Source organism: Bacillus sp. SIMBA_008 (genome assembly GCF_046535495.1).
Lineage (GTDB): Bacteria > Bacillota > Bacilli > Bacillales > Bacillaceae > Bacillus > Bacillus subtilis.
Window position 1 is genome coordinate 405,852 of sequence record NZ_JAWRWL010000004.1, and the last position, 16,175, is coordinate 422,026.

The 16,175-nt window shown below is 42.7% G+C and carries 17 protein-coding genes, 2 tRNA genes, 1 rRNA gene and 1 riboswitch; of the genes, 14 read left to right on the plus strand and 6 right to left on the minus strand.

Going from position 1 to position 16,175, the window contains the following annotated elements; translation table 11 throughout:
• Positions 1–28: 28 nt before the first annotated feature.
• Both SB658_RS16180 and SB658_RS16185 read right to left on the minus strand, forming a co-directional pair.
• Positions 29–739: a DUF4352 domain-containing protein gene (locus tag SB658_RS16180; RefSeq protein WP_080528983.1), complete on the minus strand. Its 711-nt coding sequence runs from the start codon at positions 737–739 to the stop codon at positions 29–31.
• 65 nt (positions 740–804) lie between these two features.
• Positions 805–2,193, minus strand: coding sequence for an alkaline phosphatase family protein (locus SB658_RS16185; protein WP_015382905.1), 1,389 nt, complete (start codon positions 2,191–2,193; stop codon positions 805–807).
• A 331-nt stretch (positions 2,194–2,524) separates the two neighbouring features.
• Between SB658_RS16185 and fra the strand changes: the two genes are divergently transcribed.
• Positions 2,525–2,896, plus strand: a complete 372-nt coding sequence (gene fra / locus SB658_RS16190; RefSeq protein WP_017695993.1) for an iron chaperone frataxin — start codon at positions 2,525–2,527, stop codon at positions 2,894–2,896.
• A 74-nt stretch (positions 2,897–2,970) separates the two neighbouring features.
• Here fra and SB658_RS16195 read toward each other — a convergent pair whose 3' ends face one another.
• A complete protein-coding gene (locus tag SB658_RS16195; protein ID WP_128992456.1) occupies positions 2,971–3,468 on the minus strand; it encodes a YdhH/YoaO family protein in 498 nt (165 codons plus the stop codon).
• A gap of 17 nt (positions 3,469–3,485) precedes the next feature.
• Complete coding sequence (locus tag SB658_RS16200) at positions 3,486–3,965, minus strand: GNAT family N-acetyltransferase (protein WP_041351239.1); 480 nt, start codon at positions 3,963–3,965, stop codon at positions 3,486–3,488.
• A 71-nt stretch (positions 3,966–4,036) separates the two neighbouring features.
• Here SB658_RS16200 and SB658_RS16205 point away from each other — a divergent pair, with 71 nt between their 5' ends.
• Positions 4,037–5,014, plus strand: a complete 978-nt coding sequence (locus tag SB658_RS16205; RefSeq protein WP_144500893.1) for an HD domain-containing protein — start codon at positions 4,037–4,039, stop codon at positions 5,012–5,014.
• Between the two features lie 133 nt (positions 5,015–5,147).
• The gene (locus SB658_RS16210) at positions 5,148–5,774 is read left to right on the plus strand and encodes a YdhK family protein (protein ID WP_144500894.1); all 627 of its coding nucleotides are present in this window, start codon (positions 5,148–5,150) and stop codon (positions 5,772–5,774) included.
• Positions 5,775–5,789: 15 nt separating this feature from the next.
• Here SB658_RS16210 and pbuE read toward each other — a convergent pair whose 3' ends face one another.
• A complete protein-coding gene (pbuE, locus tag SB658_RS16215) occupies positions 5,790–6,956 on the minus strand; it encodes a purine transporter PbuE (protein ID WP_069703799.1) in 1,167 nt (388 codons plus the stop codon).
• Between the two features lie 55 nt (positions 6,957–7,011).
• Positions 7,012–7,111, minus strand: a riboswitch (purine riboswitch).
• A gap of 176 nt (positions 7,112–7,287) precedes the next feature.
• Between pbuE and SB658_RS16220 the strand changes: the two genes are divergently transcribed.
• The 8 genes from SB658_RS16220 to gmuG all read left to right on the plus strand — a co-directional run bounded on the left by SB658_RS16220 (position 7,288) and on the right by gmuG (position 14,534).
• Complete coding sequence (locus SB658_RS16220) at positions 7,288–7,599, plus strand: PTS sugar transporter subunit IIB (RefSeq protein WP_014112863.1); 312 nt, start codon at positions 7,288–7,290, stop codon at positions 7,597–7,599.
• Entirely contained in the window at positions 7,599–7,931 is a 333-nt protein-coding gene (locus SB658_RS16225; RefSeq protein ID WP_021481624.1) for a PTS sugar transporter subunit IIA, read from the plus strand. Before SB658_RS16220 ends, SB658_RS16225 begins: the two co-directional genes overlap by 1 nt.
• 18 nt (positions 7,932–7,949) lie before the next feature.
• The gene (gene celB, locus SB658_RS16230) at positions 7,950–9,278 is read left to right on the plus strand and encodes a PTS cellobiose transporter subunit IIC (RefSeq protein ID WP_069703800.1); all 1,329 of its coding nucleotides are present in this window, start codon (positions 7,950–7,952) and stop codon (positions 9,276–9,278) included.
• Between the two features lie 17 nt (positions 9,279–9,295).
• Entirely contained in the window at positions 9,296–10,693 is a 1,398-nt protein-coding gene (gene gmuD / locus SB658_RS16235; RefSeq protein WP_029725849.1) for a 6-phospho-beta-glucosidase GmuD, read from the plus strand.
• A gap of 148 nt (positions 10,694–10,841) precedes the next feature.
• Positions 10,842–11,555 carry a transcriptional regulator GmuR gene (gmuR, locus tag SB658_RS16240; RefSeq protein WP_015715336.1) on the plus strand — a complete coding sequence of 238 codons (714 nt, stop codon included), beginning with the start codon at positions 10,842–10,844 and terminating at the stop codon, positions 11,553–11,555.
• 28 nt (positions 11,556–11,583) lie between these two features.
• Positions 11,584–12,483: an ROK family protein gene (locus tag SB658_RS16245; protein ID WP_029725850.1), complete on the plus strand. Its 900-nt coding sequence runs from the start codon at positions 11,584–11,586 to the stop codon at positions 12,481–12,483.
• Positions 12,480–13,427: a mannose-6-phosphate isomerase, class I gene (gene manA, locus SB658_RS16250; RefSeq protein WP_144500895.1), complete on the plus strand. Its 948-nt coding sequence runs from the start codon at positions 12,480–12,482 to the stop codon at positions 13,425–13,427. The genes SB658_RS16245 and manA overlap by 4 nt, the downstream gene beginning before the upstream one ends.
• Before the next feature lie 18 nt (positions 13,428–13,445).
• Entirely contained in the window at positions 13,446–14,534 is a 1,089-nt protein-coding gene (gene gmuG / locus SB658_RS16255; RefSeq protein ID WP_144500896.1) for a mannan endo-1,4-beta-mannosidase, read from the plus strand.
• Positions 14,535–14,592: 58 nt separating this feature from the next.
• Here the strand turns inward: gmuG and SB658_RS16260 are convergent, their stop codons facing one another.
• Positions 14,593–15,447, minus strand: a complete 855-nt coding sequence (locus tag SB658_RS16260; protein WP_021481617.1) for a manganese catalase family protein — start codon at positions 15,445–15,447, stop codon at positions 14,593–14,595.
• A gap of 327 nt (positions 15,448–15,774) precedes the next feature.
• Here SB658_RS16260 and SB658_RS16265 point away from each other — a divergent pair.
• From SB658_RS16265 to SB658_RS16275, 3 genes are all read left to right on the plus strand, one after another.
• A tRNA-Arg gene (locus tag SB658_RS16265) sits at positions 15,775–15,851 on the plus strand.
• A 14-nt stretch (positions 15,852–15,865) separates the two neighbouring features.
• Positions 15,866–15,939: transfer RNA gene (locus tag SB658_RS16270), tRNA-Gly, on the plus strand.
• 160 nt (positions 15,940–16,099) lie between these two features.
• Positions 16,100–16,175 (plus strand): 16S ribosomal RNA (locus SB658_RS16275); the annotation flags it as partial.

The window sequence follows — 16,175 nt, forward strand, 5'->3', positions numbered from 1 at the left end:
TCCCGTACCTTGTACGGGAGTTCTTGATTTAAAACTTGATTTTGATTTTTTGAGCATCACTGATTTTCTTATGGTTATGGTCAAAGACGTCACTTGTCGTGATTTCGATCCACTTGATCTCTTTTGTTTTCTTCTCAGCATCCGCGGCCTTATCATGAGCATGGCGGCTTGATGCGTTCACAATAAAGCCGAGATTTCCGGACTTTTCGGCGCCGCCTTCCAATTCGCCGTTTAACTCTTCAAGATAAATATCTTTGTTCCAATCAAAGGTTTCGCCCGTATTTGTTTTCATCAATGCAATCGGCGCAACATTTACTTTTTTTGAAGAGGTGTTCTTGATATCAACGAAAACCTTAACGAAATCAAACTCTTCATCGTGTGTTAACTCATGAAAGTAATCAATCATGCTGTAGTCCGGGCGCAAGTGGATCAGCTTCATTTCTTTTACTGTTAACTCCACGTCGCCAATCTTATAGGTTTTGTTCACTTGTTTGATATCTTTTAAGACAGCTTTTCCTTTATCATCTGAAAACGTTTGGCCGACCTTAAGCAATGATCGGTCATCAGTTACCTGGGAATTAGGTTGATAATTATCTGTGCTGTCCTTCTGGGATGAAGTGCTTTGCGGCTCAGCTTTTACTGTTTTCTCCCCGCCTGCATGCTGTTTTTCAGTACTGGCGTTTGATGAGCAGCCCGCAAGCATGATAGCAAAAACGAAAATTGAAAGAACTCTTCTCATGATGATTCCTCCATTAAAAAGAGATCCCGTTACTTCATACAAGCAACGGGACACCTTGTATTCTTTTACTTATCGTTAATCTTAATGTTGTATTGTAAAGCCTTGAAAACATTTTTGGCGATTTCTGTATTGTCGATTTGGCCGGCAAATGTCTCACTAGACGGACCGTATGCATAGACGGGAACATCTTCACCGGTATGTCCGCCTGTTGTCCATCCAGTGTGAGAGCGTTTATTAAAGATGTTCTCGATTGCGTTATCGATATCCAGTACTTCCTTCGATTTTGCCGCTTCTTCAACAGATTGAATTTCGGCTTTTGTTAAAGCCAATTTCTTTTGATCGATATATGTTTTCAACGTTTTTTCAACATCCGCGCCGTCAGCGATCTTTTCTGCCATAAAGTCTGGTGTGCGTTTTGCGGCTTTAATGGGTTCACTGAACCAATTGTAGATGCCGTCCGCACCGATGGAATATCCGCCGGTTGAGTGGTCAGCCGTTGCCACAACCAATGTGTGCTTGTCTTTTTTGGCGAAATCAATAGCCGCCTTATAAGCTTGTTCGAAGTCTTCCATCTCGCTCATGGCGCCGACGATATCATTGTCATGGCCCGCCCAGTCAATTTGGCTGCCTTCCACCATGAGGAAGAATCCGTCTTTATCCTTGTTTAATTTTTTAATGGCTGTGTTTGTCATATCTTTAAGTGATGGAATATCCTTCGTACGGTCAATCTTTTTAGGAAGGCCGCCGTCAGCGAATAGGCCGAGAACTTGGCTGTCTTTGTTTTTCAGCATGTCCTTGCGATTATCCACATAGCTGTACCCCGCCTTTTTGAATTCCTTAATCAAATTACGGTCCTTACGGTCAAAATTGCTCTTTCCCCCGCCTAAAAGGACATCAATTTTGTGCTTGCCGTTGACCATCTCATCAAAATAATCATCCGCAATTGAGTTCATATTTTTTCGGCTGTGGTCGTGTGAACCGAAAGAGGCCGGAGTGGCGTGTGTAATTTCTGAAGTGGCCACAAGTCCTGTTGCTTTTCCTTTTTCTTTCGCAGCTTCAAGTACCGTTTTGGCTTCTGATCCGTCGTTATCAACGGCTATGGCATTATTGTATGTTTTAATTCCCGCAGACATAGCTGTTGCCGCCGCTGCAGAATCCGTTACATTTTGTTCAGGATCATCGGGGTAAGTTGTTTGCTGGCCGACAAGGTACTGATCAAAAGCTGTAGGCTCCACAACTTTTGTCTTTTTATTATCCTTTAAGTACCGATAAGCGGATGTATAAGACACACCCATACCATCACCAATCAGAACAATAACATTCTTAATTTCGTCGTGGTTCCCCTTTTTCTTTTCCTGGGCGCTGGCTTCAGGCACACTGCCGCTGGCTAAGCTGCTGAACGCAATTGATGATAAAACCGCGATAGGCAGTAATTTCTTCGGGAATTTTTTCAACTGGATAACCTCCTAAATATAGATGAATCTCAATGACAACCCAATTATATTTTTAAACTGTTAAGCTAGTATTAATGGATTTTAAAGATTGGATTTACAAGAATAATGAACTGCTATCAAGAGAAAGGAAAGAGTGATAGTACTATAGAAATAAATTGGAGGAATAGATACTGGCCGTGGATAGGCGGACTGAAATCTGCTATAGTCGCATACAAACAACCCGCTTACATCTTGAACAATTTTAAGTATTATGTTGGAAAGAGGTATTGTGTAAGCACATGTCTGAGCAGTTCATATGGAGTGGCATCATTTTATTTTAGGAGGGAACAACATGGACGTTTTTTCTGAGTATTTAGCGGGGATTGATGACCCGTTCCACCGAGAAAGAACGGAAGAGGTGTTAACTTGGATAAAAAATAAATATCCAAATTTACATACAGAAATAAAATGGAACCAACCGATGTTTACGGATCACGGTACATTTATTATTGGCTTTAGTGTTTCTAAAAAGCATTTAGCTGTCGCTCCTGAAAAAGTAACGATAGCGCACGTAGAGGATGATATTGTGAAGGCCGGATATGATTACACCGAGCAGCTAATACGTATCCCTTGGAACGGTCCAGTTGATTACACGCTACTTGAGAAAATGATTGAGTTTAATATTCGGGACAAGGCGAACTGCTCCACTTTTTGGCGGAAATGAAGAAAAAGGCATAACATATGAGCTGTATAAAATATGTTATGCCTTTTCATTTGTCTATTTTTCGTTTTGATCATCTATTGCTGCTTTTCATCAAACAAGGTCTTTTCATTGAGCGTAAGCTGACTCGCAGAATAATGATCACCTTGTTTCCATTTCACTTCAATGGTTATATCATGGCCTTCAAGCTCATGTTCATCTAACCGCTCTAAAAAAGAAACGGACTTTTCCTTTGCGCTTCCATCAGAAAAAGTGGCTCCAGCATAATCATGCATCGGGATTTCCGTGTCAGAACTCAGCAGAACTTCATCATCCTTTTTTACAATCAGTGATTCCAAATAAGTGTTGTCTATTTCAATTGTATCACCGATCCAATAAAGTTCGCCGCTGTATTCATTCGGTGCATCTTCATTTTTTTTGAAAACAGCTTCCCAATTCTGGTCTTTGCTTTCTCCCTGCCAATTCGGATACTCCAAACGAACATGATGAATCAGGTGATAGGAAAAAAAGATCAAGCAGAAAGCGATTAATAGGAATGCCGTGAAAATGAGAGGGTATTTATAATGACTGGACATAAAAGACTCCTATTCGTTTAATCAATTACCTTCGAAAATAGAATTTCATCCCGAATCAAAATGCCGTTTTCAGCCACCTCGGGAATCTCCGGCTTGAGTCGGCGCGCTTTTTCAACTGCGTTCGGAAACACTGCGGCGAATTGATAGCCTCTCTTTTGATAAAACGCCATCGCATGTACATTATCATTCGTTGTGATAAGCTTTATTCGTTGACAATGTGCATATTTAGCCGTCTCTTCAACCTGCTGAAGTAAAGCTGTGCCGATTCCTTTATTTTCAATCATACTATCTAATGAAATAATTTCACAATCTTTCCCATCTATTGTGTATGTAATACAGCCAATGATTTCGCCGCTTTCATTTACTGCGGCAAATCCATCTAATTCATCACACCGAAAAATGCCACTGGAAATCGCCATCTCGGGTGTACCCCAATGCTTGGCAAAAAAATCGGTCAACATATGTTTCGCTATCTCATTGTTTGGGATGATGATCATCGTAACACTCCTCTATTGAAAGATTGCATATAAACAATATATAACAAAAAAATAGATGTTGAGGTGACAGCATGGAAATCAGCGATGTCATTTACGGGCACCACCATATAGACGGAGTGCTGGAAGAGCTTATCAAAAGCGCTCCTGTGCAAAGATTAAAAGGGATCTATCAAGGCGGAGCAAGCTTTTTAGTCAATCGAAGGTGGAATGTGACCAGGTATGAGCACTCCATCGGCGTAATGCTCCTCATCAAAAAGCTCGGAGGAACGATAGAAGAACAGATTGCAGGTCTGCTCCACGACGTATCACACACAGCTTTTTCTCATGTGGTCGACGTTGTCTTTGAAAATCAAGCAGAAGACTATCATGAAAACATCTTTCAACAAGTCATTGTTCACTCTGAAATCCCGGACATTTTACAAAAACACGGCTATCATACTGAAGAACTTTTATCTGACGATTCAAGGTGGACATTGCTCGAACAGCCCGCACCGGAGCTGTGTGCTGATCGGACAGACTATACGCTGCGTGATATGTACCGATATGGACACATTAGCCTGCACGAAGCGCAAACCTTTTTGGATCATCTTATTGTGAGAAACGGAAGGATGTTTCCTGATAGTATTGAAGCTGCCGAATGGTTTGTCAGTGTGTACTACAAGGAAGTGATTGATTTCTTTTTGAATCCCGTGAATGTATATGGATATGAATACTTAGCGCGAGCATTGAAGGCAGCGCTGCGGCATGATGTCATATCCGCAGAGGATCTCCTGAAAACGGACCAAGAGGTACTGAACATCATGCGTGAATCAAAAAATGAAGAAGTTCTGAGCTTGCTTACAGCTATTCATCCCGGCATACAAGTAATAGAGGATGACATCCAGTACGATTTCCATCAAAAGAAGAAAATGCGCCTAATCGATCCGTCCATTTTTCTTGATGGCGAATGGATCAAATCCTCAGATGCTTCTGAAAAGGTGAGGAAAATGGGTGAGGCCGCTTATCAAAAAGCAAAAAAAGGTGTGTATATAAAAGTCTTAAATCAATAAATGTCGCCTGACAGCGGCTTTTTTTTATGTTTGGCTTTGCAAACAAAGGGGAATAGGACAAACTGCGGGAACGCTTTATGAGAATATCAGCGTATTTACATACCATTCGGGGGTATAGTATTATCGAGAGGGCATGTTTTCATTATCTGCGGGCAAAAGTTACAGGAAAAAAATGAAGCAAAGGAGAATGAACATGAAAATCTCTAAAAATGCACTGGGAATTCTGATGTTATCTCTTGTTTTAGTTTTATCAGCATGCGGCAATAACAACAGTACGAAACAAAGCACACATGACAATCATTCAGACTCCTCAACACATGAAGAGATGGACCATTCTGGATCAGCTGACGTTCCAGAGGGATTACAGGAATTTAAAAATCCGAAATACAAAGTAGGCAGCCAGGTAACCATCAATACTTCCCATATGAAAGGCATGAAAGGTGCCGAAGCTACGGTAACAGGCGCCTATGATACAACGGCGTATGTTGTTTCTTATACTCCGACTAATGGGGGACAGCGTGTGGATCATCACAAATGGGTGATCCAAGAAGAAATCAAAGGTGCTGGAGATAAAACGTTACAACCCGGAGATCAGGTGATTTTAGAGGCTTCTCATATGAAAGGCATGAAAGGAGCAACAGCCGAGATCGACTCCGCGGAAAAAACAACTGTATACATGGTTGACTATACATCGACAACGAGCGGCGAAAAAGTGAAAAACCACAAATGGGTCACAGAAGATGAGCTTTCAGCTAAATAATAAAAAATCCTCCTTTTACAAGGAGGATTTTTTTGCTGTCTGAACAGGTCTTGTTAAAGAAATGAAAGCAAACAGGACAGCGATGATCACAATTGACCCGCCGCACCATGCTGTTGACACTACAGTACCCGTCTGATCCAAAACAACACCGCCAATGGCTGAGCCAAGGGCAATTCCGACTTGGAGGGCCGATGTGTTAAAGCTTTGCTGAATGTCAGACGAATCAGGTGCAATTTCAATTAAATAGCTTTGCTGAGCCGGGGCGAGGCTCCAGCTCAGAAGACCCCAAATCACCATGACAGGCAAAAAGAAAATCATAGACGATGTAGACAGCGGCAGTAAGAACATAATGATGGCAAAGGAACCGGTCACCAGCAAAATGCTCTTAAAGGAACCAAGCCGGTCAGATAGCGCTCCTCCGAAAGGGCCTCCGCATACAGCAGATATCCCGAAAAGGAAATAACAAATGCTGACCCAGAAAGAGCTCAGGTGAAGAGTCTCTTCTAAAAACGGTGCAAAGTAAGCGTAAAGCGTGTAGTGGCCAGCTAATGTAAACATCGTGACGAGGTGTGAACTCGCGATTTTCAGATTACCGATCGTCTTGAGCTGTTCCCGGAAAGGAATCATTTTCTCCGCCGGTATTCTTTCAAAGAAAATTGAAATAATCAGCATGGAGATCAGCGCCAACAGGCCGATGCCAAGGAACAAAATCCGCCACCCGAAGGAATCGCTGATTAAGATTCCGAGCGGCACGCCTAATGCGATAGCAGAGCTGAAACCCATAAAAATAATTCCGATTGCGCGGGCTCTGTATTCAGGCGCTACAATTTTCGGGGCAATCGTTAAAGAAAGTACAACAATCAGCCCTGTACTCATTGCTGCCAATACCCTAGATATCATCAATGTGGCGAAATTAGGGCTGAAATAGGCGACAAGATTGCTAAGGAAGAAAACAAATAAAGCAATTAGATATAAGCGCTTCCGCTCAATCTTCGCAGTCAATGCCAAAAGCAGCGGCCCAGATACTGCATATCCCAGCGCAAACACACTGATCAGCTGTCCGGCTGAAACAATGGAAATGTCTAAATCATTTGCGATCTGAGGAAGAATTCCCCCCACAATTAACTCAACCAATCCGACTGCAATCGTAGAAGCTGCAAGCAGGAAAACTTTGAAATTCATAACAAACTCCTTTACTTAAATGTTTTGATAAATAAAAAAAATCCTGATTACAAAAAATGTCATAAACAAATTTTGTAATCAGGATTTTACGGTTCCTGGTAGACACCCTCAAACCATATTATTGAGGTTATACAAGTGATAATAGCTATTTAATTGATTCGTTTCCGTTGATGAGTGTACCACATTATGAATGAATCTTCCATAGAAAAATTTACAAAGTGATGAACCGGACAAGTGTATGATTATATTTATTTTATAAAAGTATAGACATTTAAAAATAAATGACTATAATAATCCATGTAAGCGTTTTAATCACAAGGGGGGATAGCAGTTGAAAAAAATATTACTCGCGTGCAGCTCAGGAATGTCTACCAGTTTATTGGTGACAAAAATGAAGGAATACGCACAGTCTATCGGTGAGGAAGCAGAGATTTGGGCTGTTGGCCAGGATAAAGCAAAAGAAGACATGAGAAAAGCGGATGCCGTTTTGATCGGTCCGCAAATGAGCTTTCTGAAAAGCGAACTCCAAAAAGAAGCGGATCAATACAACATTCGGGTTGAAGTCATTGACATGATGGCCTACGGAATGGCAGATGGGAAAAAAGCGTATGAGCAGGCATTGTCCTTAATGGAGAATCAATAATGGAACAGGTGAAAATCACGAACTTAACAGACGAACAAATCAGTTTTCAGCTTATCCTGCACAGCGGCAATGCCCGCAGCTGCATCATACAATCACTGCGCGCCTACAAAGAAGGGAACAAGGATGAGGCGGATGCCCTCATTGCCAAGGCTGAGCAGGATTTATCCGCGGCCCATGACATTCACTTTCAAATGATACAGAAGGAATCCGGCGGAGAAGCACAAGCTTTCTCATTGCTGCTTATGCATGCAGAGGATCATCTGATGTCAACATTATCCATGAAAGAATTAGTGAAAGAGATGCTTGATCTCTTTAAAACCAAGAATCTATAAATAATCGGGGTGGATAGGGTGTTCGAGAAAATCAGCCAATTCCTTGTTCCAATTGCAGGGAGGTTAAACAATAACCGTTATTTGCAAGTGCTGCGTGATGCATTTATGCTGGCTTTCCCGCTGACGATATTCGGGTCCATTTTTGTCGTGTTAACGAATTTGCCGTTTCTAAACAAAATCATGAACGCCTCAATGCTTACATCGTTTCAGTCTCATTTCGGCATTGCCTCCACGGCGACAATGGGCATTATGTCTGTCTTTGTTGTGTTCGGGATAGGCTATTACCTGTCAAAAAGCTATCAGGTCGAAGCTGTATTTGGCGGAGCGATCGCTTTGGTTTCCTTTTTGCTCTTAACGCCATTTATCATTCAGCCAGAAACAGGAGATGCCATTACAGGGGTTATCCCGGTCGATCGTCTCGGTGCAAAAGGGATGTTTCTTGGGATGATTACGGCATTTCTTTCTGGCGAAATTTACAGAAGAATCGTTCAAAAAAACCTGACAATCAAAATGCCAGCCGGCGTTCCGCCTGCTGTAGCAAAATCATTCGCCGCACTTATTCCGGCTTTTATCACATTGACCGTATTTTTGCTGATTAACGTAATGGTGACTCTGTTTTTTAAAACAAATATGCACGACGTCATTTATCACGCAATTCAGGCTCCGCTTGTCGGACTTGGAAGCGGTATCATTCCAACGCTTATTGCCGTGTTTTTCATTCAAATTCTTTGGTTTTTCGGACTGCATGGACAGATCATTATCAACTCCGTGATGGACCCGATTTGGAATACACTGCAGGTAGAAAACCTTTCTGCTTACACGGCGGGAAAAGAAATCCCTCATATTATTTCAAAACCGTTTATGGAGATTTATACAGTAGGGATGGGCGGAACCGGGATGACGCTTGCGATTGTGTTTACCATTCTCATATTCATGAAAAGCAGGCAGATGAAGCAAGTATCAAAACTTGGCCTCGCTCCCGGTATTTTTAACGTCAACGAACCGATTATCTTCGGGCTTCCGATTGTCATGAATCCGATCATTATTGTGCCTTGGGTGCTGGCACCGATGGTTGTTACGCTCGTCACCTATCTGGCTATGTCAGCAGGGCTCGTTCCGCCTCCGACTGGTGTGACAGTGCCGTGGACGGTTCCATTATTCATTAATGGTATCATGGCGACGAACTCAATCATGGGGGGCGTGATGCAGCTTATCAATCTGCTGATTGTCTTCGTGATCTGGTTTCCGTTCCTAAAAGCAATGGATAAATTAAATCTGGGAAAAGAAAAAGAACAGGCTGTGCAGGAGACAGCTGCTCAGCAAAATGATAACAGCATAAAAATGTGACATAAGGGGAGAGAGACTTGGCACAAACAGAACAATATCGTTTTCCAAAGGATTTTTGGTGGGGATCATCGGCTTCAGCAACACAAACGGAGGGTGCCGCCGACAGAGACGGAAAAGGCCAGAATATATGGGATTATTGGTTTGAAAAAGAACCGCATCGTTTTTTTGATCATGTCGGCCCCGCAGACACATCCCAATTTTACGACAACTATAAAGAAGATATCAGGCTGATGAAGGAGCTTGGCCACAACTCGTTCCGGATGTCGATTTCCTGGTCACGTTTAATACCAAACGGAACGGGCGAGATCAACGATAAAGCCGCAAATTTCTATAACAATGTCATTGATGAGTTAATCGCTAACGGAATTGAACCTTTTGTCAATTTGTTTCATTTCGATATGCCGATGGCGCTTCAAAAAATCGGCGGCTGGGTCAACAGAGAGACGGTTGACGCGTATGAAAACTATGCAAGAACTTGCTTCCGTTTGTTTGGCGGCCGGGTGAAAAAATGGTTCACGCATAATGAACCAATCGTTCCCGTAGAAGGCGGATACCTATATGATTTTCATTATCCAAACAAGGTAGACTTTAAAGAGGCCGTCCAGGTTGGATTTCATACGATGCTGTCAAGTGCCCGCGCCATTCAGGCTTACAGGGAGATGGAGCAGGACGGAAAAATCGGAATCATTTTAAATTTGACCCCATCATACCCGAGAAGCAGCCATCCGGCGGATGTAAAAGCCGGGGAAATCGCAGACGCGTTTTTTAACAGATCCTTTTTAGACCCATCTGTCAAAGGCGAATTTCCAAAAGAGCTGGTTGACATTTTGAAGCATGAAGGCTTTATGCCTGATTACAACGCTGAAGATCTTGACATCATCAAAAAGAACACGGTTGACCTGTTGGGAGTGAATTATTACCAGCCGAGACGTGTGAAAGCGAAAGAACATCTTCCGAATCCCGACGCTCCTTTTTTGCCTGACAGGTATTTTGATCCCTACGTCATGCCGGGCCGCAAAATGAATCCGCATCGCGGCTGGGAGATCTATGAAAAAGGCGTTTATGATATTTTGATCAATTTAAAAGAAAACTACGGAAACATCGAGTGTTTTATCTCTGAAAACGGCATGGGGGTTGAAGGTGAAGAGCGCTTCAGAGATGAACAAGGCATCATTCAAGATGATTACCGGATTGAATTTATAAAAGAGCACCTCAAATGGATTCACCGCGCCATACAGGAAGGCTCGAACGTAAAAGGCTATCACTTATGGACGTTCATGGACAACTGGTCTTGGACAAATGCCTATAAAAACCGATACGGATTTGTATCAGTCAATCTTGAGAAAGACGGAGAAAGAACCGTCAAAAAGAGCGGAAATTGGTTCAAAAAGGTTGCTGAGCAAAGCGGTTTCTAGATTTTCCTAAAGGTCAAGATCTTCCGGCAATCATCATAACGAATAGAGATGACGAAAATCCGCAACATTGATGAAATAGGGAAAAGAACTTATGATATCCGTAAAAGCTTATGTGATATCAGACTCTAACAGCTGCCGGAGGATACCAATGAATAAATACGAAATCATTGCAAATGAAATGAGAAATAGAATTAAAAATAACGTATATCCGATCGATCAGCCCATTCCTGATGAAGTATCTCTTGCAAAAGAATTTAACTCAAGCCGCATGACGATGAAGAGAGCCTTGGATAATTTAGTTGCCGAGGGTCTGCTGTTTAGAAAACGAGGCCATGGCACGTTTATTATTCAATCTGCAATACAGGATGACCATGTCCATGTAGTCAGCAATGAGATTCTCGGATTGACCAACTTGCTGAAAGATAAAAAAATCCAAAGCAAGGTCATTCAGTTTGAAGTGCAATTTCCCACTGAGGAAGTGGCCGCCCATTTGTCTATTGATCAAAAAACACCGGTTTATTATGTCGTTCGGCTGCGAATTGTAGAAGGTGAACCCTATGTATTGGAAAAAACATATATGCCGACTCATTTAATACCGGGCATTAATGACGATGTCCTTCATGATTCGATCTACAATCATATTACAAATGTGCTGCAGCTCAAAATCGCCGGAACGCATCGGAAAATCAGAGCATGCAAATCTGATCATATTGACCAGCAGCATCTGGGCTGCAAACAGGATGATCCAATTCTGGAAGTGGAACATGTGGGCTTCTTAGATACCGGGATTCCATTTGAATATTCCTTTTCACGTCATCGGCATGACAAGTTTGTTGTGACTTCTGTAAACATACGGCGCTGATTGCGGAGACAACAAGGAGGCCATCTGCATGCTTGGCGGTATTGAAGCAGGCGGCACAAAGTTTGTTTGTGCTGTCGGTAGAGAAGATGGAACGATCATTGACAGGATAGAATTCCCCACAAAGATGCCGGATGAAACGATAGAGAAAGTGATTCAATATTTTCGCCAATTTTCATTACAGGCAATCGGCATCGGCTCCTTTGGTCCTGTTGATAACGATAAAACGAGTCAAACATACGGTACCATTATGGCCACGCCGAAAGCGGGCTGGAGACACTACCCCTTTTTGCAAACTGTTAAGAACGAAATGAAAATCCCAGTCGGATTTAGTACAGATGTCAACGCTGCGGCGCTGGGTGAATTCCTTTTCGGTGAAGCGAAGGGTCTCGACAGCTGCCTGTATATAACGATTGGTACTGGCATCGGTGCGGGCGCAATTGTAGGGGGCAGGCTCCTTCAGGGGCTGTCGCACCCAGAGATGGGCCATATTTATATCCGGAGGCACCCGGATGACGCATACCAAGGGAAGTGTCCTTATCATGGAGATTGCTTTGAAGGCTTGGCTTCCGGTCCCGCCATTGAAGCGCGCTGGGGAAAAAAAGCCGCGGATTTATCAGATATAGCACAAGTCTGGGAACTGGAAGGGTACTATATTGCCCAAGCACTGGCTCAGTATATTTTGATCCTTGCACCTAAAAAAATCATTCTTGGCGGCGGCGTCATGCAACAGAAACAAGTGTTTTCTTATATCTATCAATATGTACCGAAAATCATGAACAACTACTTAGATTTTTCTGAATTGTCAGATGATATAAGTGATTATATTGTACCTCCACTTTTAGGCTCTAACGCCGGAATCATCGGCACGCTAGTTTTGGCGCACCAGGCCTTACAAGCAGAGGCAGCATCCGGGGAGGTGCGATCATGACGCATCCTTTATTTTTAGAGCCTGTCTTTAAAGAAAGACTATGGGGAGGGACGAAGCTTCGTGACGCTTTTGGCTACGCAATACCCTCACAAAAAACAGGTGAGTGCTGGGCCGTTTCTGCACATGCCCATGGCTCGTCGTCTGTAAAAAATGGCCCGCTGGCAGGAAAGACACTAGATCAAGTATGGCAAGATCATCCGGAGATTTTCGGTTTTCCAGATAGGAAGGTGTTTCCGCTGCTGGTAAAATTGCTGGACGCCAATATGGATCTCTCCGTGCAAGTCCATCCTGATGATGATTATGCAAAACTGCACGAAAATGGCGACCTTGGTAAAACGGAGTGCTGGTATATCATTGATTGCAAAGATGACGCCGAACTAATTTTGGGACATCATGCAAGCACAAAGGAAGAGTTCAAACAACGAATAGAAAGCGGTGATTGGAACGGGCTGCTGAGGCGAATCAAAATCAAGCCCGGAGATTTCTTTTATGTGCCAAGCGGTACACTCCATGCTTTATGTGAGGGAACCCTTGTCCTTGAAATCCAGCAAAATTCTGATACAACGTATCGCGTATACGATTATGACCGCTGTAATGACCAGGGCCAAAAAAGAACTCTTCATATAGAAAAAGCCATGGAAGTCATAACGATACCGCATATCGATAAAGTGCATACACCGGAAGTAAAAGAAGTTGGTAACGCTGAGATCATTGTTTATGTGCAATCAGATTATTTCTCAGTGTACAAATGGAAGATTAGCGGCCGAGCTGCTTTTCCTTCACATCAAACCTATTTGCTGGGGAGTGTTCTGAGCGGATCAGGACGAATCATAAATAATGGTATTCAGTATGAATGCAATGCAGGCTCACACTTTGTCTTGCCTGCGCATTTTGGCGAGTTTTCAATAGAAGGAACATGTGAATTCATGATATCTCATCCTTAATGAATGGGGGAGTTGCATTTGTTTAAGAAACATACGATCTCTTTGCTCATTATATTTTTACTTGCGTCTGCTGTTTTAGCAAAACCAATTGAAGCGCATACTGTGTCGCCTGTGAATCCTAATGCCCAGCAGACAACAAAAGCAGTGATGAACTGGCTTGCACACCTGCCGAACCGAACGGAAAACAGAGTCCTTTCCGGAGCGTTCGGAGGTTACAGTCATGACACATTTTCTATGGCTGAGGCTGATAGAATCCGAAGCGCCACCGGGCAATCGCCTGCTATTTACGGCTGCGATTATGCCAGAGGGTGGCTTGAAACAGCTAAAATTGAAGATTCAATAGATGTAAGCTGCAACGGTGATTTAATTTCGTATTGGAAAAATGGCGGAATTCCGCAAATCAGTTTGCACCTGGCGAACCCTGCTTTTCAGTCAGGGCATTTTAAAACACCGATTACAAACGATCAGTATAAAAAAATACTAGATTCTTCAACAGCAGAAGGAAAGCGGCTAAATGCCATGCTCAGCAAAATTGCTGACGGACTTCAAGAGCTGGAGAACCAAGGTGTGCCTGTTCTGTTCAGGCCACTGCATGAAATGAACGGCGAATGGTTTTGGTGGGGACTTACATCATATAACCAAAAGGATAATGAAAGAATCTCTCTATATAAACAGCTCTACAAGAAAATCTATCATTATATGACCGACACAAGAGGACTTGATCATTTGATTTGGGTTTACTCACCCGACGCCAACCGAGATTTTAAAACTGATTTTTACCCGGGAGCGTCTTACGTGGATATTGTCGGATTAGATGCGTATTTTCAAGATGCCTACTCGATCAATGGATACGATCAGCTAACAGCGCTTAATAAACCATTTGCTTTTACAGAAGTCGGCCCGCAACCAGCAAACGGCAGCTTTGATTACAGCCTATTTATCAATGCTATAAAACAAAAATATCCTAAAACCATTTACTTTCTGGCATGGAATGATGAATGGAGCCCAGCTGTAAACAAGGGTGCTTCGGCTTTATATCATGACAGCTGGACACTCAACAAGGGAGAAATGTGGAACGGCGATTCTTTAACGCCAATCGTTGAATGAATCAGTAATGTACAATAAGAAGGTGCTCAAGAAGTTTCTTGAGCACCTTCCCACTGGATTAAGCATTCATATCGCCTAACCCAGGACTGTGTTCATTCGGTATTTCAGGAAGCACTGGTACGGGAAACCCTGCCGGAGGATCTATTACTTGTAACTCTCCGCCATTTCGGCTTGGAGATTTCCCTTGATAGATTTCACCGATTCTCGTTTCATCCAACCTAAAGTTAAACTGTGCATTATGGTAGCCTAATTCGACATACTTTCTGCACTCAGGATATTTATTAATGTCATAATTCGGTACAGGGAGGAGCTTCGCCCACTCAACGCCCAATGTCTCGAGCGCTTTCGCGAATGCATTCTGGTGAGCATTGTCGCGTACAATCAGAAAAGCAAGTGTTTCGCGGAACGTCTGATTAGAGCTCATTTCATAAATTCTTGTTTTTTGCAGCACACCTGTCGACTCAAGAAGCAGGTTATCCAGCAGGTCAGTAATTAAGTTTCCGTGGTTATACACCCACGACCCGTTCCACGGATTGCCCCCTGCATCAACGGGAAGGGAACTTTGCGCACCAATAATATAATGATGAGGATTAGCATGTTTAACGGCTTCATTAAGTGGTGCTTGATCTGCACCTTGACTGCCGACACCTTCACCGCCTGATTCATCTAATAAAGCATTGATTGTGTTTTGAACCAGTTCAACGTGGGCAATCTCCTCTAAAAAAATGCCGCGAAGCAGATCGCGGTACTGTTTCTGCTTTCCTCTGAAATTAGAGCTTTGGAAAAAAAACTGCATCATTGTACGCATTTCTCCGTAATGACCGCCTAATATCTCCTGCAGGACCTTAGCAGCTGCCGGGTCTGGTTTGTCCGGTTTAATGATATTAATCAGTTCCTCTTTGTAGTAATACATAACACGCCTCATTTCTTCTTAAGAGATTTTCTTATATTATTTGTAAGATGAGATAAAATATATACATGAGAAGGGGTGAAAGAAGAGAATAAAAAAATACAGAAAAAGTATTGACCAAATAAAACAGGCATGGTATATTATTAAACGTCGCTGATGAACAGCGTGAAACAAAACGAAAAACAAAAAAAGTTTTTCTAAGGTGTTTACAAGATTTTAAAAATGTGTATAATAAGAAAAGTCGAATTGAAAAAGATTCGAAAAAACATTTTAAAAAAACTTCTTGACTTCACCATCAAATGATAGTATGATAGTTAAGTCGCTTGATAAGCGCCCGTAGCTCAATTGGATAGAGCGTTTGACTACGGATCAAAAGGTTAGGGGTTCGACTCCTCTCGGGCGCGCCAATATAAGATAATACGCGGGTGTAGTTTAGTGGTAAAACCTCAGCCTTCCAAGCTGATGTCGTGAGTTCGATTCTCATCACCCGCTCCATTATTGAATGATCTTTGAAAACTAAACAAGACAAAACGTACCTGTTAATTCATTTTTAAAAATCGCACAGCGATGTGCGTAGTCAGTCAAACTAGGACCTGCACGACGCAGGTCACACAGGTGTCACCGCGGGATGCGGTGAACTTAACCTGTGATCCATTTATCGGAGAGTTTGATCCTGGCTCAGGACGAACGCTGGCGGCGTGCCTAATACATGCAAGTCGAGCGGACAGATG

Excerpts from the sequence above, each read along its gene's own strand:
- SB658_RS16180 (WP_080528983.1), bottom strand. The coding sequence starts at position 739 with ATGAGAAGAGTTCTTTCAATTTTCGTTTTTGCTATCATGCTTGCGGGC.
- fra (WP_017695993.1), top strand. The coding sequence starts at position 2,525 with ATGGACGTTTTTTCTGAGTATTTAGCGGGGATTGATGACCCGTTCCAC.
- SB658_RS16195 (WP_128992456.1), bottom strand. The coding sequence starts at position 3,468 with ATGTCCAGTCATTATAAATACCCTCTCATTTTCACGGCATTCCTATTA.
- SB658_RS16200 (WP_041351239.1), bottom strand. The coding sequence starts at position 3,965 with ATGATCATCATCCCAAACAATGAGATAGCGAAACATATGTTGACCGAT.
- SB658_RS16205 (WP_144500893.1), top strand. The coding sequence starts at position 4,037 with ATGGAAATCAGCGATGTCATTTACGGGCACCACCATATAGACGGAGTG.
- SB658_RS16210 (WP_144500894.1), top strand. The coding sequence starts at position 5,148 with ATGTTTTCATTATCTGCGGGCAAAAGTTACAGGAAAAAAATGAAGCAA.
- pbuE (WP_069703799.1), bottom strand. The coding sequence starts at position 6,956 with ATGAATTTCAAAGTTTTCCTGCTTGCAGCTTCTACGATTGCAGTCGGA.
- SB658_RS16225 (WP_021481624.1), top strand. The coding sequence starts at position 7,599 with ATGGAACAGGTGAAAATCACGAACTTAACAGACGAACAAATCAGTTTT.
- gmuR (WP_015715336.1), top strand. The coding sequence starts at position 10,842 with ATGAATAAATACGAAATCATTGCAAATGAAATGAGAAATAGAATTAAA.
- SB658_RS16245 (WP_029725850.1), top strand. The coding sequence starts at position 11,584 with ATGCTTGGCGGTATTGAAGCAGGCGGCACAAAGTTTGTTTGTGCTGTC.
- manA (WP_144500895.1), top strand. The coding sequence starts at position 12,480 with ATGACGCATCCTTTATTTTTAGAGCCTGTCTTTAAAGAAAGACTATGG.
- SB658_RS16260 (WP_021481617.1), bottom strand. The coding sequence starts at position 15,447 with ATGTATTACTACAAAGAGGAACTGATTAATATCATTAAACCGGACAAA.